The sequence below is a fragment of the Paenibacillus sp. FJAT-27812 genome (assembly GCF_001273905.1).
In the GTDB taxonomy this organism is placed as follows: domain Bacteria; phylum Bacillota; class Bacilli; order Paenibacillales; family Paenibacillaceae; genus Pristimantibacillus.
Map to the genome: position 1 here is coordinate 3150744 of NZ_LIGH01000001.1, position 15530 is coordinate 3166273.

General features: G+C 50.0%; 15 protein-coding genes and 1 pseudogene. 12 read left to right on the forward strand and 4 right to left on the reverse strand.

What is annotated here, in order from left to right:
- The 3 genes and pseudogenes from ADU23_RS33565 to ADU23_RS13235 form a co-directional block, all read right to left on the reverse strand.
- Positions 1–133: pseudogene (locus ADU23_RS33565) on the reverse strand (IS3 family transposase); the annotation flags it as partial.
- Positions 134–264: 131 nt separating this feature from the next.
- Positions 265–1494, reverse strand: a complete 1230-nt coding sequence (locus ADU23_RS13230) for an NAD(P)/FAD-dependent oxidoreductase (RefSeq protein WP_053374167.1) — start codon at positions 1492–1494, stop codon at positions 265–267.
- 78 nt (positions 1495–1572) lie between these two features.
- Positions 1573–2442, reverse strand: coding sequence for an AraC family transcriptional regulator (locus ADU23_RS13235; RefSeq protein WP_063845996.1), 870 nt, complete (start codon positions 2440–2442; stop codon positions 1573–1575).
- Positions 2443–2645: 203 nt separating this feature from the next.
- On the opposite strand from ADU23_RS13235, the gene ADU23_RS13240 reads away from it, so the two are divergent.
- The 4 genes from ADU23_RS13240 to ADU23_RS13255 all read left to right on the forward strand — a co-directional run bounded on the left by ADU23_RS13240 (position 2646) and on the right by ADU23_RS13255 (position 7142).
- Complete coding sequence (locus ADU23_RS13240; RefSeq protein ID WP_053374169.1) at positions 2646–3818, forward strand: galactokinase; 1173 nt, start codon at positions 2646–2648, stop codon at positions 3816–3818.
- Positions 3819–3863: 45 nt separating this feature from the next.
- Entirely contained in the window at positions 3864–4850 is a 987-nt protein-coding gene (galE, locus tag ADU23_RS13245) for a UDP-glucose 4-epimerase GalE (protein ID WP_053374170.1), read from the forward strand.
- Between the two features lie 32 nt (positions 4851–4882).
- Positions 4883–6472, forward strand: coding sequence for a UDP-glucose--hexose-1-phosphate uridylyltransferase (locus tag ADU23_RS13250; RefSeq protein ID WP_157265762.1), 1590 nt, complete (start codon positions 4883–4885; stop codon positions 6470–6472).
- Positions 6473–6692: 220 nt separating this feature from the next.
- The gene (locus ADU23_RS13255) at positions 6693–7142 is read left to right on the forward strand and encodes a hypothetical protein (protein WP_053374172.1); all 450 of its coding nucleotides are present in this window, start codon (positions 6693–6695) and stop codon (positions 7140–7142) included.
- A 120-nt stretch (positions 7143–7262) separates the two neighbouring features.
- On the opposite strand, the gene ADU23_RS13260 is transcribed toward ADU23_RS13255, so the two are convergent.
- On the reverse strand, positions 7263–7490 hold the full coding sequence (locus ADU23_RS13260; RefSeq protein WP_053374173.1) for a DUF1128 domain-containing protein: 228 nt from the start codon (positions 7488–7490) through the stop codon (positions 7263–7265).
- Positions 7491–7700: 210 nt separating this feature from the next.
- Here ADU23_RS13260 and yyaC point away from each other — a divergent pair, with 210 nt between their 5' ends.
- The 8 genes from yyaC to ADU23_RS13300 all read left to right on the forward strand — a co-directional run bounded on the left by yyaC (position 7701) and on the right by ADU23_RS13300 (position 15476).
- Positions 7701–8222, forward strand: a complete 522-nt coding sequence (gene yyaC, locus ADU23_RS13265; RefSeq protein WP_053374174.1) for a spore protease YyaC — start codon at positions 7701–7703, stop codon at positions 8220–8222.
- A 15-nt stretch (positions 8223–8237) separates the two neighbouring features.
- Complete coding sequence (locus tag ADU23_RS13270; protein WP_053374175.1) at positions 8238–9095, forward strand: alpha/beta fold hydrolase; 858 nt, start codon at positions 8238–8240, stop codon at positions 9093–9095.
- 24 nt (positions 9096–9119) lie between these two features.
- Complete coding sequence (locus ADU23_RS13275; protein WP_053374176.1) at positions 9120–9764, forward strand: DUF6483 family protein; 645 nt, start codon at positions 9120–9122, stop codon at positions 9762–9764.
- Positions 9765–9836: 72 nt separating this feature from the next.
- Positions 9837–11039, forward strand: coding sequence for a class I SAM-dependent methyltransferase (locus ADU23_RS13280; protein ID WP_053374177.1), 1203 nt, complete (start codon positions 9837–9839; stop codon positions 11037–11039).
- Between the two features lie 79 nt (positions 11040–11118).
- The gene (locus tag ADU23_RS13285) at positions 11119–12795 is read left to right on the forward strand and encodes a histidine kinase N-terminal 7TM domain-containing diguanylate cyclase (RefSeq protein WP_231637601.1); all 1677 of its coding nucleotides are present in this window, start codon (positions 11119–11121) and stop codon (positions 12793–12795) included.
- 126 nt (positions 12796–12921) lie between these two features.
- Positions 12922–14004 (forward strand): HD-GYP domain-containing protein, encoded by a 1083-nt coding sequence (locus ADU23_RS13290; protein WP_053374179.1) that lies wholly within the window; start codon positions 12922–12924, stop codon positions 14002–14004.
- A 99-nt stretch (positions 14005–14103) separates the two neighbouring features.
- Positions 14104–14457 (forward strand): hypothetical protein, encoded by a 354-nt coding sequence (locus ADU23_RS13295; protein ID WP_053374180.1) that lies wholly within the window; start codon positions 14104–14106, stop codon positions 14455–14457.
- 149 nt (positions 14458–14606) lie between these two features.
- Positions 14607–15476 (forward strand): YitT family protein, encoded by an 870-nt coding sequence (locus tag ADU23_RS13300; RefSeq protein WP_053374181.1) that lies wholly within the window; start codon positions 14607–14609, stop codon positions 15474–15476.
- Positions 15477–15530 lie beyond the last annotated feature (54 nt).

Genomic DNA, 15530 nt, shown 5'->3' on the forward strand with positions numbered 1-15530 from the left:
GCATCCAAGTTTTCACTTGCGTTTCATTTCGTATGTTGAGTTGCTCCATTACCTCCTTGACCGGAATGCCTGCTATTCTCATTTCAATTGCTTTTGTCTTTATATCCACTGGGTAACTTACTCTTGTTGCCAACGTAAAAACACCTCCAAGGTTGTCTCCATATCTTACGACATGGTTGCATTTTCTTGAAGGTGTTTTGATTTGTCTCACGTTATGGGGTCAGTCCCCAGGGAATCCATGCGTCAGGTTGAGGCTTCTTTATTTTATATACTGGCTAACGATTTGCGATCCAGCTTCACGATATCCGTTAAGGGATGGCTATCGCCGCGAATAAGATCTCGCAGGAGATGGGCAGCGATCATGCTGTACACCGTGCCGTTGCCGCCGTAGCCTAAGCAGTAATAGACGTTTTTCCATGCCGGATCGGCGCCCACAAACGGAAGTCCGTCGCGTGATTCGCCAAATGTGGCATTCCATTCGAATTCGATAGGCGCTTGCAGGTCGGGAAATAGCGCCTGCAGCTGTTCAAGCAGCTTCTCGCTACGTTTATGCCTAGCTTTCCCGCTATGAAGCGGCTGCTCAATCTCTTCATCCAGACCGCCAACGACGACACGTCCGTCAACCGTCGTACGCATATATAGGTAAGGACGCGCTGTTTCCCAAATGAGAAACCGCTCATGCCAGCTTTGAAGATTTGGCTGAACACCGGTAACGAGCGCGTATGAACGGTTCAAATCCGCTTTGACAAGCTTGCCCCGAAGCTCCTCAGGCTCATAGCCGACTGCATATACGACATGCTCTGCCTCAATTTCAAACCCATCGGCGGTGCGCAGGCGGTGGAGACCGCTTGGCAGTGTATCATGCGCTACAATATCCGTTTGTTCATGGATCTGAAGGCCGGCGTCGGCTGCGGCGCTCGCCACACCGTTTACGAATTGATAAGGGTTTACTTCGGCATCGCCGTGCGTTACGATAGCGCCTGATTTGCGGAATGGAAAATGGCTCATAATTTCTTCCGGCGACCAAAATTCGGCATCAAGGCCGCAAGCCTTCAACGCTTCGTATTCTTTTTTGAGCTTAGGCAATTGCTGCTCGGAAGAGGCATAGTAGAGACTGCTTCTTCTTTTGAACCCAACGTCCAAGGAGAGCGAATCGGCCGTTATGGCAAGCATATTGACGGCATCCTTGCATGCTTTGTAGAAAGTCTGCGCATCTCGCTCCCCGATCTGGTCGATTAGATCACAAAGCATAATGTCGTTAGAGAATTGCAAAAGCCCTGTATTCGCCGAGGTGCTTCCGCCTGCTACCTTTCCGCGTTCAAGCATAATGGTGGAAAGGCCGCTTCTCGTGAAGATGAGGCTGCAAACCGATCCCGACATGCCGCCCCCAATGACGGCTACCTGTGTTTTTTTGTGTTGCCGAAGCGGTTCATACTCCCGCGTATCGCCTAGTGTAACCGGCCAGTATAGGTTGCCGGTATGCAGCTCTTTCATAGGTCATCACTCCCTATGGTAGTATTACCCGAATTTGCGAATATGAAGCGACCGTTAGTTGATACTAACTTAGCTTTGTTATTCCGCTAGACCTCTCATGGTCTCGCGGTAGGCTGTTGGAGATTGGCCGTGGAAACGGCGGAATTGCTTGGAGAAATAAAGGGCGTCCTGCAAGCCGACCGAAGCCGAAATTTGTTCGATCGTCAGCTCTGGCCGCTCCCGCAGCATGCGGCGCGCTTTGTCGATACGGAGCTTGAGCAGGAACGTAACGGGCGATTCGCCGGTTCTTTGCTTGAATAAACGCGATAGATACGCTCTATTGTAGCCAAGCGATTCTGCCATTTGCTCGATCGATACGGGATGCGCATATTGCGTAGACAGGTAATGAACGACCTGCTGGAGCAGATGGTCGCCCTCCGCCTGGGCGGTACGGAGCGGGCTTTCGCTGCGGGCTTGCAGCACGGTTTTGTACTCGGCAAGCAGCAGATGCAGGTATCCGGCAGCCATCATGTCCGCCGCAGCGCCGCCGCGCCGAAAGGTCTCGTGAATTTGCCGGAACAACGCGGCAGCCCGCCGCTTGTCTGCGCTGAAGACGACCTGCTGCTCCGCCGTTAAGCCCGCCGCTGTGACGAGCTCCGCCGATTGCATGCCATTAAAGGCGACCCAGCGATAGCGCCATGGATCGTCATGGTCCGATTCATAGCTGATTAGCTGCTCCGGCTCAATCAGAAACGTATGGCCAGCGCGCAGCTCATGCCTTGCGCCGTCGCAAATGAAGATGCCCTTGCCGCTCAGCACGATGTGCATCAAGTAGAAGTCATATACCTTTGGACCAAGGCGGTGGAGCGGCTTCGTCTGGCTCTCGCCCGCAAACAATACGTTAAGGGGCGCGTGCTCATCGCTGCTTATAATCGGATTGGAGGCTACCGTATACATATCCTGCTGCATTATACTTTACACCTGCTTTATATTCGAATGAAAATAGGGTCAAATGTAGGTTTTGCATTATCATAGCATGTCCTAAGGCCATAAGTTAAGTCACATTAATCCATATAATAAGCACTTAGCGCCATTTCGTTTTGCAGATGGTTATCTTATACTGAAATTGCAAACAACCACACAAAAATTGACTAAAAGGAACGTGATAGCAAATGGCAAACATTGACGCGCTAACACAGCAATTCATACAGCAATACGGCGGAGACGCAAGCGACATCGCGGTGTTCCATGCTCCGGGCCGTGTAAATTTGATTGGCGAGCATACGGACTATAACGGCGGATATGTGTTTCCTGCCGCATTAACATTTGGCACGACGCTGCTCATTCGGAAACGTTCAGACAATCAGCTGGGACTGGCAACGACCAACTTCCCGGCTTCCAAGAGCTTCTCGCTTGATACGATCGTGTATGACGAAGCCGATGATTGGATGAACTACCCGAAGGGCATCGTCCATGAGCTTCAGCAAAGCGGCGTACAGTTCAGCAGCGGCTACGATTTGCTTTACCACGGCGAAATTCCGAACGGCGCCGGGCTTTCCTCTTCCGCTTCGATTGAAGTAGTAACGGCTTACGCGCTTCAATCGCTGGAAGGGTTGGAGACGGATACGGTAAAAATCGCATTGCTCTCGCAAAAATCGGAGAATGAGTTCAACGGCGTAAAATGCGGTATCATGGATCAGTTTGCAGTAGCGAACGGCAAAAAGGATCACGCGATTTTGCTTATGTGCGACACGCTTGAGTATGAGCTTGTACCGTTCGAGTCAGGCAGCTACAAGCTGGTGATCGGCAATACGAACAAGCGCCGCGGTTTGGTAGACTCCGCCTATAACGAGCGCCGTGCGCAGTGTGAGCAAGCTGTAGCGGATCTGCAAGCGGCATTCCCGGAGATTACGCTGCTAGGACAAATCAATTTGGAGCAATTCAATTCCGCGAAGCACTTGATCAAGGAAGAAACCGTCAGAAAACGCGCCCAGCACGTAGTGGAAGAAATCGACCGCGTATTGAAGTCGATCAAAGCGCTCAAAGCGAATGACCTTGAACAATTCGGCCAGCTGATGAATGGCTCGCATGATTCGCTGCGCGACCTTTACGAAGTAACGGGAGCCGAGCTTGACGCGATGGTAGCGGCGGCTCGCGAGGTGCCGGGCGTGCTTGGCTCACGCATGACGGGAGCAGGGTTCGGCGGCTGTACCGTTTCCCTTGTGCATGAGGATAGCGTGGAAGCGTTCCAAGAAGAGGTTGGACGCAAATATAAAGAAGCAACCGGCTTAACGGCGGACTTTTATGTATGTACAATCGGCAACGGCGTAGAGCGGCTCGTATAAAAAGCTTTTAAATAGCAATAACCATATGGAGAGGGGAAATGAATCATGGCAGTATTAGTAACCGGGGGAGCTGGCTATATCGGCTCGCATGCTGTAGCAGCCTTGCAGGAGCGCGGCGAGGAGATCGTTATCGTCGATAATTTGCAGCAGGGACATCGCGAGGCTTTGCTTGGAGGCAAGCTGTACGTTGGCGATCTTCGTGACGCGGAATTTATGGATACCGTCTTTAAAGAGAACGAAATTGATGCGGTCATTCACTTTGCGGCGAATTCACTCGTTGGCGAGAGCATGAAGGACCCTGGCAAATATTATCACAACAACGTCTTTGGCACGCTTTGCCTGCTTGAGAAGATGAACGAATACAATGTTCGCAAAATCGTCTTCTCGTCCACTGCCGCAACTTACGGCGAGCCGGAAAATGTGCCGATCGATGAGTATGACCGCACGCTGCCTACCAATGCTTATGGCGAAACGAAGCTGGCGATGGAAAAAATGATGAAATGGTTTGATGTCGCTCATAACATCAAATTCGTATCGCTTCGATATTTCAACGCGGCAGGCGCTCATGAGAGCGGCAAAATCGGCGAGGATCACAGCCCTGAGACGCATCTCATTCCAATCGTGCTGCAAGCGGCGCTTGGCCAGCGGCCACATATCTCCGTGTTCGGAGAAGATTACGAGACGCAAGACGGCACTTGCATCCGTGACTATATTCATGTCAGCGACCTCGCAGATGCGCATGTGCTGGCGGTTGACCGTCTACGCGGCGGCGCGGATAGTGCCGTATACAACCTAGGCAACGGAACGGGCTTCTCGGTGAAGCAAGTGATCGAGATCGCGCGTGCGGTTACCGGCAAAGAGATTCCTGCCGTGTTTGAAGCACGCCGTGCAGGCGACCCTGCCATTCTGGTCGCATCATCGGATCGCGCTCGCAAGGAGCTTGGCTGGAATCCTAAGCGTGACAAGCTGGAGGACATTATTAAGAGCGCTTGGAGCTGGCATGAGGCCAATCCGAATGGTTACAACGGCTAAAGACGCCGTTTAACGGAAAGGAGCTGCATCACGTGGCAAATGAACAACAAGTGACATCAGCAAACGATGCGCTGATTCTAATCGAACGGCTGCTGCAATTCGCGCAGCAGCGGAAGCTGCTGAACGACCCGCTGGATACCCATGCGGCAAGAAATGAGCTGCTGAGCTTATTCGGCTTCGCGGAGCCCTTTGAGGGCAACGTTGAGGAGGAAAGCTTGGAGAGCGCTGTTCCGCTGCTTGAGCCATTGCTCGATTATGGCTATACAATCGGTTTGATTCCAGATCATACGACGACTTATCGCGATCTGCTCGATGCCCGCATTATGGGCCTCTTGCTTCCACGGCCTTCCGAGGCGAGCGCTGCCTTCACCCGTCAGGTGAAGGAGGAGGGGCTGACGGCGGCAACCGATGCCTTTTACAATCTAAGCATCGATTCCAATTACATCCGCATGGACCGCATTCGCAAAAACCTGTACTGGCTGCATGAGACGGAATTTGGCAAGCTGGAGATTACGATCAACCTTTCGAAGCCTGAGAAGGACCCGAAGGAAATCGCGCTGCTCAAGACGATGCCGCAAGCGAAATATCCGAAATGTCTGCTATGCGTCGAAAATGTAGGTTATGCCGGCCGTCCCGATCACCCTGCACGGCAGAACCTGCGCGTATTGCCGCTGACCCTTCAGAAGGAACAATGGTATTTCCAATATTCACCATATGTATATTACAACGAGCACAGCATTATTTTCAAAGGCGCACATGAGCCAATGGTTATTTCCCATTCCTCCTTCGCGCGCTTGCTGGACTTCGTTGAGCAATTTCCGCATTATTTTATCGGCTCGAACGCTGATTTGCCAATCGTAGGCGGCTCGATTCTAAGCCATGACCATTTCCAAGGCGGCCGTCACGTGTTTCCGATGGAGACTGCTTCAATAGATGCGCAATTTGTAGATGCAAAGCTTCCTGGCGTTCGCTTTGGCATCGTTAATTGGCCGATGTCGGTCGTCCGGGTAAACGGCTCGACCAAGGCTGACGTTCATGGCGCGGCTTGCCGCCTTCTGGACGAATGGCGCGCTTACAGCGATGCTTCCGCGGATGTGCTTGCTTTTACCAAGCAAGAGGACGGCACGCTTACGCCGCATAACACGATCACTCCGATTGCGCGGCTGCGGGATAACGGCGAGTACGAGGTTGATCTGGTGCTGCGCAACAACCGAACGAGCGAGGAGCATCCGGACGGTATTTTCCATCCGCATCAGCATCTGCACCACGTGAAGAAAGAAAACATCGGCTTGATTGAAGTGATGGGGCTAGCCGTATTGCCAGGCCGTTTGAAGGATGAGCTTGAGCAAATCGCCGCTTATTTGACAGGCGCTTCGTCTGCATCCGCAGAGGAGCTTCAGGAAACCTCGCATCCTCTACACAAGCATGCGGCGTGGATCTTGTCCCTTACCGAGCGCTTTGGCACCTCGAATGCGGCTGAACAAGCCCAAACGATCGTGCAAACCGAAACGGGCAGCAAGTTTCTTGATGTGCTGAAGGATGCCGGCGTATACAAACGTACGGCCGCAGGCGCCGAAGCCTTCGAGCGATTCTTAACATCGACCGGTCTCCAGAGAGCATAAAACAGCATAAAAAGCAGACCCCCATCAATGCGGAGCGAAACGCGTTTGAATGGGGGTTTTCTACTGTTGAGCCGCTTTTTTATAAAATGAATGATAAAATGCATTGTGAAATTATATTAATTTGTAAACAGCCAAAATTTATGGTATTTTTTATATGATAAAAAAATCTTTTTAAATTATTAATTCATTACTCTATAAACTATTTTGCGGAGGGGTCTAGATGTCCGAAAAAATGCTGCCCTTAGACGATTTTTTGCAGCTGAGCACTGATGAGCAAGTTGAAAAGCTGAAACGTTGGAAGATGGATTATACGCTTAAAGACATTCGGGAAGCTTGGAATTTCAAGCATTCTGCCCAGTATTACATGCTGCTTAAGAAGCTGCGCATTTACGAAAGAGTCGTAAATAAATCCGATAAATTTTATCCGGTTCAAGAGCAGCTGCTTGCTAGAGCGAATGCGGGCGGAGATCGGGCATGGGGCGGCCAAAGCGCGTATTCGGATCGGAAGCTGACCGACAGCTTCGATTACCATTTGAACACGACGCTGAGCGGGCCTGAGCTTGCGGATAAGCTGGAGAGAATCGCGCATTTCCTCAAAGGAGAGCATAAGGACGTTACGATTAAGCTGTCTATAGAAGCGGCTGAAGTAGAGGCGGAAGAGCAGGAATAAGCTCACTCACCAGCCCAAAAAGAACCGAGCTAGGCTAAAGTGCCAGGCTCGGTTCTTGTTTTGTAGAATAATGAAAAGAAATGTCTGATACTGGAATAATTTTCTTGATAGTTAAAAATTTTATTGAATTCGCAGCTTGCCTAGCTCGGAGACGAGTGCTTCGACTTCGCTGATGCTGAATTTGTCCTTCGAAGCAACGACCTCATACAGGTCTTTTATATCCTCATATTTATTGAGGTCGAAGTTTGAAGCCTGCATGGCTGCGGCAGAAGCCATTTTGAGCTTTGTTTTGATAACTTCAATCATATACTCCACATTTTCCTGCGTTTGCAATTGTAAATTGTTCATTGAGTGCCTCCTAAAGTTTTTGCGAGCCGAAAGCGGCCTCGAAGCATAGGCTTATTCGTACGTTTTGCATTGCAGCAATTGTACCATGTTTCAAATGCGAATGACCACAAATTGAACAGCATCATGAAATTGGATACAATTAAAGCAGAAATGAAAAGCAAATGATCACAGGGCAGGTGCAGGGCAACGGAACAAGCAGCGAAGAAGGATATAGAGCAATTTTTTGATGCCATTGCAGAAAGGCATAGCCACCCGGGCAGCATTGTATTTATTTGCATCGGCAGCGACCGTTCAACCGGCGATTCCTTTGGCCCGCTGGTGGGCACCATGTTGCAGGAGGGCGGCTGGCCGAATGTCATCGGCACGTTAGAGAAGCCCTGCGATGCGCATGCCGTAGAGCAAGCGGCTCAAGCGATACATAAGGATGCGATCGTCATAGCGGTCGACGCCTGCCTTGGCAAGCCGGGATCGGTTGGCCGTTTTATCGCATCTGAAGGCCCTATCGAGCCTGGAAAGGCTATCGGCAGGCGGCTGCCGGCAATTGGGCATTACAGCGTTGCAGGCGTTGTGAACGCAAACGGCCCTAAGGCTTATTGGATGCTGCAAACAACCTCCCTTTATCATGTGCTGCAAATGGCCAAAGAAATAGTGTCAGCCATTGATCTAGCCTGGAGCAAGCATGAGGGCAAGCCGATAAACCAAAGCAATCTTTTACAAATACCAAATGTATAGAGGAGCGTGTTGGCAATGACAGAAGCAAATGTTGAGAAAATTTCGATTGCGCAGCGGAAGCTATTTTTGAATAACGGTGTTGAGCTCGCTTATTATGATTCCCATCCTGATGACGGTGGAGCGGCTGACGGCATTACCGAGGTAATCGTCTTGCTTCACGGTTATTGCGGCAGCTCGGCTTATTGGGAGCCTATCGTTGACGAGCTTGAGCAGTATGTACGTATCATCGCTCCTGATGCCCGCGGGCATGGAAGAAGCTCCGCGACAAACGAGGACGTCTATACGATGGAAATGTATGCGGAGGATGTCGCCCAAATGCTCATCACCCTACAAATTCATAATGCGGTGCTGCTAGGGCATTCCTTAGGCGGGTACATCACGCTTGCGCTCGCTGAGATGTATGCGAAGAAGCTTTCGGGCTTTGGGCTCATCCATTCGACAGCGCTTGAAGACAGCGAAGCGGCCAAGCAAAATCGCGATAAGGCGGTTGCGGCGCTGGAGGAAAGCGGGGTTCAGCCATTTGTGGACGGACTCATCCCTAAACTGTTTGCACCGGCGAATGTGGAGGCAATGCCAAGCGAGATTGAGCGAGCGAAACAAATCGGCTATGGCACCTCGCTGCAAGGAGCGGTCGGTACGGCAAGAGGCATGAAAATCCGAGCTAACCGCACGCATATTATCGAACAGACCGAGCTTCCTGTACTGCTAGTTTCAGGAGCAAACGATAAAGTCATTCCGACAGATAGCACTTTTGCCGCATCAAACGGATCAACCGTGAAGGTCGTGCTGGACAGCGCGGGCCATATGGGGATGGTTGAGCAGCCGAAGGAGTTAGTCCAAGCGATACTTAGCTTCATGAAATCCAAGCAGTAAGACGTATGAGGGAGGGGGAAGCATATGTTTCAGCGCGATTATTTCATGAGAATGATTGAACAGATGACGGAGGCTGTTGGCCAAATTATGAATTTGCGGCGCGAGCGGAAGCATGAGGAGGCGCTTCTCTTCATTGACGAGCTGCTCGATAAACGCTTCCGGCTCAGCAGCAAGCTTATCCGTTCCTTATCCGACGAGGATTTAATGCGGATGATGACGACAAACGGGGTGCTTGAAACCGATCATATGCAGGCTATAGCGATATTAATGAAGCAAGAGGCCGAGCTTAACGGTGATCTGGGACGCGAGGACGAAAGCTTCGTAGCGTATGTTAAAGCATTGCATCTGTTTTTGCGATTATCGCTTGTAGATGCCGAGCCTACGATTGTGGAGCCCCGAGGACAAATCAAGGAGCTGCTTGAGCGGCTCCTGCCGTATGAGCTTCCCTTATCCACCAAGCGGCTGATGATGGAGTGGCATGAGGCAGAGGGGCACTTTGATTTAGCCGAAAATATGATGCACGAGCTGCTGGGCGATAACGCGCTTACCCCGTCCGCGGCGGAGGATATTTATAGGCGAATGCTGCTGCAGCCCGATGAGCGTCTTGTGGCAGGCGGCTTGCCGCGCGAGGAAATTGAGCAAGGGCTGGAAGCCCTTTTGAAAGAATAGACAAGGTTTATAGCATAAGCTTACGAAAGCGAGCTTGGCTCCATTATCTTTTTTAGGAGTGAGAGGTACAGCATGACAGAACAATGGCAGCTAGATATCACGAATTGGGTCAAAAGCGGGGAGCTGCTGCAGGCTACGCTAAGCCAGCCAAAGCGCAAGGACGCAGGGGCAGCGCCTAAAACAATCATTCGTCCGCTGAAGCTGAAAAACGGGTTGTTTTATCAGTTTGAATATCATTTTGCAAATAAAGTGACGCATGACAACGTTGCGGAGCTTCAGGCTGCCGAGAGGGTCATCGATCTGCTTCAAGAGAATTACCGGCAAGCGCTGGTGAAGACGCCTGAGGCCGATGTGCAGCTGCTCTTTAGCAAGAAGGGCAAGGCCGCTATCCTGAGGAAGCCCGCTACTGCGGGGGCGCGTCCGGTAAATCTGGAGCATAACAGGCAAAAGCAGCGGATATTGGCCGAAGGCAAAGCGGCGCCATTCCTTGTCGAGCTGGGCATCATGACGCCAGAGGGGCTCGTCCATGCAAAGAAACAGGATAAATACCGGCAGATCAATCGTTTTCTAGAGATGGTTACCGATGTGCTGGCGTATTTGCCGACGGACCGGGAGCTTACGATTGTTGATTTTGGCTGCGGAAAATCTTATTTGACGTTTGCGCTTTACCATTTGTTAGCCGTTGAGCAGCAGCGGAAAATCAACATTATCGGACTTGATTTGAAGGCGGATGTCATCGCGTTTTGCTCAGGCCTTGCGGAGAAGCTTGGCTACGACAAGCTTCAATTCCTCGTTGGAGACATCGCGGAGTATGAGGAGCTGCAGACTGCCGATATGGTCGTTACCCTTCATGCTTGCGACACGGCTACGGATGCCGCGCTTGCCAAAGCGGTAAACTGGGGAGCCTCCGTTATTATGTCGGTGCCATGCTGCCAGCATGAGCTGTTCAAGCAGGTCAGCAGCGATGTCCTGTCACCGCTTCTCTCGCAAGGGCTGCTAAAGGAGCGCTTCTCGGCGCTGGCAACGGATGCCGCTCGCGGAACGCTGCTTGAGGTGCTCGGCTACAAGGTTCAAATGCTTGAATTTGTCGATCCGGAGCATACGCCAAAAAACTTGCTCATTCGCGCTGTACGCTCGGAGCAGCAAGGGATTTCGGTGAAAAAATGGGAGCAATACGAGCAATTCCGTCAGTTTTTGAGCATTTCTCCATCGCTAGAGCATATGCTTGCCGACCGATGGCCGAAGCAATCTTCCAAGCCAGATGCTAAAAATTAAATAATTGTCGATGCAATTAACATTTGCTACAATGGAAGAAGATGGCTGTCAAATGGATGGGTGAACCGTATTGGGATGGATGATCTGGCTAGACTTTAGTATGTTTCTAGTGCTGTTCGGCTTGTTTTTCTACGTGTTAGCCTCAAGTACGGTAACGGTTCTGCATCGTATTTATTTGTTTCTACATACCGTATTCATGATCTGGACGCTCTTTCAGTTTGTTTCGCAGACAACGACTGAAACTCACTTTAAACTCTTCTACCTTTCCGTCTCATACACAGCGCTTTCGCTGCTAGGAATCGGTTGGTTCGTATTTATCGTTTTTCTTACCGGCCAGTCGTATGTAATACGAAAGAGCCGGTTGTTCATTTTAGCGCTGCCTGCGCTTATTTCGGTTGCTGCAGTCATCGTGAATCCAAACGGCATGTTTCTTCAAATTAATACCGAGCTTACTCCGCTGAAGCAGCTTCAGCATGGGCCGTTATACTGGATCATGGTCGTACAGCTGGTCCTCTATATGGTCGTGTCGTTTATTATTATGTTCTACAAGCTGAGGGTGGAGAAAGCCGAGCGGCAGCGCACGCAAATCAAAACGGCGTTCAATGGCATGTTCGTGCTCGTCTTGTTCGCCATCGGCGATTTAGTGCTCAATATATTTATCATTGAACGATTTAATCGCTATATTCCGCTTATATCGGTAGGCATGGCCTTTGCCGCCGTATATTTGGTGCATGCCATAAGACGGAATAAAGTGCTCGATATCATTCAGACCGTTCAACGCGACGTGATGAATACGATGTCAATGGGCATTATCGTGCTGGATGAGAACGATACGATCATTGAAGTGAATAAAGTGATAAAGCCGATTTTCCGGCTGCGGATCGGAGACAAATTTAATCCCGCTCTCCTGGGCTCCCAGTTCAAGGGAGAGGCTTCCAAAGAGTTGAAAGCGTTTATGGAAGCGCAGCGCACGCGCCCGCTCGAGAGGCATGAATTCGAGATAGCGATCCAACATGATAAGTATCGCCATGTGATCGTGCAATCCTCTCCGATTCTTAACAATAAGAAAACGCCGGTGGGCAGAGTGCTGACCTTTCAGGATGTAACGGAGCTTAGATTGCTTGTGGAAGAAACGAATAATCAGAATGAGATGCTGCAGGATCGCAATCGCGATTTGCTTATTATGCAGGATGAACTGTTCCAAGCGAATAAGAAGCTGGAGCATATGGCGATAACGGATGGCCTGACAGGCTGCTTTAACCGCCGATATTTGCTGTATCAGCTGGAGCAAGAGATTGTTACCAATATCCGTTATGGCATACCTTTTTCTATCTTTCTATTTGATTTGGATCATTTTAAATCGATCAACGATAAACATGGTCATCTGGTCGGCGACGAAGTGCTTTGCAGCACGGTTGATGCCGTCCGGGGAGCGCTGCGGTTCACGGATATATTGGCTAGGTACGGCGGGGAAGAGTTTACCGTTTATTTGCCGCATACAAACCGGGAACAAGCGGATCAGATTGCCGAGAAGCTCATGGAATCGGTTGAGCAGAACAGGGTGAATACTGGCATCGGCGAGCAGCCGATATCCGTTACGGTCAGCATGGGCGTCATCTCGATTGAGCACTTTGAGCCTTCCGATCTTGCAGACCCAAAAGCTTTTCTGCGAGAGCTTCTCGCACAAGCGGATGCCGCATTGTACGAAGCGAAATATAGTGGCCGTAATCGGATCGTCAAACGCAAATTAGCTTAGAGGCTTGAACGGCAGCGTTCAGCCTTTTTTTTAATGGCGCTTGCATAGTCAGTCTGAGCCAGTTCTGATAAAATAGAAGCTATCCGGTTAAAGGCGCTATTACTATCGAAGGCGGGAACTAATCTAATGAGAAAAGTGCAAATTGGAATGGTCAAGCCGGGAGACAAGGTGGCAAAACCTATCTTTCAAGAAAACGGCAACGTTCTTCTGGGAGAAGGGGTAGAGCTAAATGATCGTTACATTGATCGATTGCAAAACTTGGGCATTGATTTTCTGTTCATCGAGGACGGACTGACGGAGGACTTGATCCCCGAGGATACGATCCGAGAGGAAACGCGCAAGCAAGCAGTCGATACCATTTATAAAACGATGAACTCCTTTAAAGACCAGACTGTGACAAAGGGACGGACGATCGCTCCTGACATGGGCCGAAATTTCCGAGCGGTATTCGGACAAATTATGCAGGATCTGTCCTCACGACCTAATATGCTCGTCAATCTAACCAGCATTCATGCTATGGATGGTTATTTGTTTCAGCATTCCTTTAACGTCGCGGTACTCGCGGGCATTATGGGCATGGCGAAAGGGTTTAATCGCAATCAGCTTGAAGAGCTTGGCATTGGCGCTCTTCTTTTCGATATCGGCATGACGAAGGTGCCGCAGAAGCTGCTGGCGAATACAGGCAGATATACGGCGGAGGATCACAAAATCATTCATAGCCACGCGAAGGATGGCTTTGATATATTACGCAAGTATCATGATATATCGATCGTTTCCGCGCATTGCGCCCTGCAGCATCATGAACGCTTTAATGGTTCGGGCTACCCGCGCGGGCTCAAGGAAAATGAAATACATATGTATGCACAAATCGTTGGGCTAGCCGACACTTTTGACGCATTGACCTCGCCAAGGCCGCACCGAAAGCGTTATACGGCAAGCGAGGCGATCGAGTTTTTGTTCGCTGCGGGCGGCACTTTTTTTGATCTGGACCTTATCAAGCTTTTTTGTCGACATATATCGATTTATCCGATTTCCACCTCGCTCTTGCTCAGCACCGGCCAGGTAGGCGTCGTATCAGAAAACAATGAGCTTGCCGTGCATCGTCCTCGCGTCCGTATTATTATGGAGGCAAATGGCACTCAGCCCGCTTCGCCGTATGAGATCGAGCTGAAGGACGAGCTATTCATCACCATTGTAAAAGAGCTCTAATTGCCTTTCTGGACATAAATAGGCATTAGGCGTAGGGGCTTGACCATACCGCCTTGCACTCACCCGCATATTTTAATAAATGCGGGAAGGAGTGACGGCATGGCAAATCGAGTCAAACCGCCAATATTAGGTCCAAAGAAAAAGAACAAGGCGCTGTTGAAGAGAACGAAGGTCCGCAAGCTGCAAAACGGTCCGACATTCAGCCTTTTAACGATACTGTGGGTAGACTTAAATGGTGTTCCATTTAATACGACAGGCTTCTATGGCGCATTGTTTAGAGGTACGACACTTGTGCAGACAGCGGCGTTCGACCGTTTCGGAGCTGTATATTTCAGTCAGGCACCGACTTTGACAACGGCCAATTATACGCTTCAAGTCTATGACAGCTTTGGTAGAGTGTATCATACAAAATCGATTCCGGCTGGGGTCGAGGCTTTTGCAGTAATCGGTTAAACAGGCTTTGAGAGAAACCTTCCATTAGCGGCTGCTTTGCTGCTCATATGGGAGGTTTCTTTTTGCAATAATGATAGAGTTACTTTATATCTGATAGTGTTTAAGGTAAAATAATGAGAAATAGAGCTAGTAAGGGATGTGCGTTCATTATGGGAGCAGTACAGCACCACAAGCTTTCGAAGCTAGAAGTGCTGCGAAGAGTGCTGTTTATTACACTCGGTGCAGCGCTGGTCTCGGTTGGACTGGAAATTTTTCTCGTACCAAATCACATTATTGATGGCGGTATTGTCGGTATATCGATTATGGCCTCCCATTTAACGAAAGTGCCGCTGGGCCTGTTTCTATTTCTGTTAAATCTTCCTTTTTTGTTTCTTGGCTATAAGCAGATTGGCAAAACCTTCGCAATCTCGACGCTGTATGGCGTATCGGTGATGTCGCTCGGAACCTTTTTGCTTCATCCGGTGCCGCCACTTACTGTAGAGCCTTTTCTGGCTGCTATTTTTGGCGGTGTCATATTGGGCGTCGGCGTTGGTATGGTTATCCGATTCGGAGGCTCGCTCGACGGCACGGAGATCGTTGCGATTGTATTCAACAAGCGATTGCCGTTCTCGGTAGGCGAGACGGTTATGTTTTTTAACCTGTTCATCCTTGGCAGCGCGGGCTTTGTGTTCGGCTGGGATCGGGCGATGTATTCGTTGATCGCCTATTACATTGCCTATAAGATGATCGATATTACGATTGAGGGCTTCGATGAATCGAAGGCAGTATGGATCATTAGCGACGAAGCGAAGGAAATCGGCGCAGCTATTATGAGCAGGCTCGGCAGGGGCGTTACTTATTTGCACGGCGAAGGCGGCTTTACAGGCGGAAACAAGCGCGTTATCTTTTGCGTCATTACGCGTCTTGAGGAAGCGAAGATGAAGTCGATCGTTCATGAACTGGACCCTGTGGCATTTCTCGCAGTAGGCAATATTCATGATGTGAAGGGCGGACGGTTTAAGAAACGGGATATTCACTAATGATGATAGTAGTCCTTGCATAGGGACAGCGAAGCCGTTGAACCGGCTGGCTAT

Excerpts from the sequence above, each read along its gene's own strand:
- ADU23_RS13230 (WP_053374167.1), bottom strand. The coding sequence starts at position 1,494 with ATGAAAGAGCTGCATACCGGCAACCTATACTGGCCGGTTACACTAGGC.
- ADU23_RS13235 (WP_063845996.1), bottom strand. The coding sequence starts at position 2,442 with ATGCAGCAGGATATGTATACGGTAGCCTCCAATCCGATTATAAGCAGC.
- ADU23_RS13240 (WP_053374169.1), top strand. The coding sequence starts at position 2,646 with ATGGCAAACATTGACGCGCTAACACAGCAATTCATACAGCAATACGGC.
- galE (WP_053374170.1), top strand. The coding sequence starts at position 3,864 with ATGGCAGTATTAGTAACCGGGGGAGCTGGCTATATCGGCTCGCATGCT.
- ADU23_RS13255 (WP_053374172.1), top strand. The coding sequence starts at position 6,693 with ATGTCCGAAAAAATGCTGCCCTTAGACGATTTTTTGCAGCTGAGCACT.
- ADU23_RS13260 (WP_053374173.1), bottom strand. The coding sequence starts at position 7,490 with ATGAACAATTTACAATTGCAAACGCAGGAAAATGTGGAGTATATGATT.
- ADU23_RS13270 (WP_053374175.1), top strand. The coding sequence starts at position 8,238 with ATGACAGAAGCAAATGTTGAGAAAATTTCGATTGCGCAGCGGAAGCTA.
- ADU23_RS13275 (WP_053374176.1), top strand. The coding sequence starts at position 9,120 with ATGTTTCAGCGCGATTATTTCATGAGAATGATTGAACAGATGACGGAG.
- ADU23_RS13280 (WP_053374177.1), top strand. The coding sequence starts at position 9,837 with ATGACAGAACAATGGCAGCTAGATATCACGAATTGGGTCAAAAGCGGG.
- ADU23_RS13285 (WP_231637601.1), top strand. The coding sequence starts at position 11,119 with ATGATCTGGCTAGACTTTAGTATGTTTCTAGTGCTGTTCGGCTTGTTT.
- ADU23_RS13290 (WP_053374179.1), top strand. The coding sequence starts at position 12,922 with ATGAGAAAAGTGCAAATTGGAATGGTCAAGCCGGGAGACAAGGTGGCA.
- ADU23_RS13295 (WP_053374180.1), top strand. The coding sequence starts at position 14,104 with ATGGCAAATCGAGTCAAACCGCCAATATTAGGTCCAAAGAAAAAGAAC.
- ADU23_RS13300 (WP_053374181.1), top strand. The coding sequence starts at position 14,607 with ATGGGAGCAGTACAGCACCACAAGCTTTCGAAGCTAGAAGTGCTGCGA.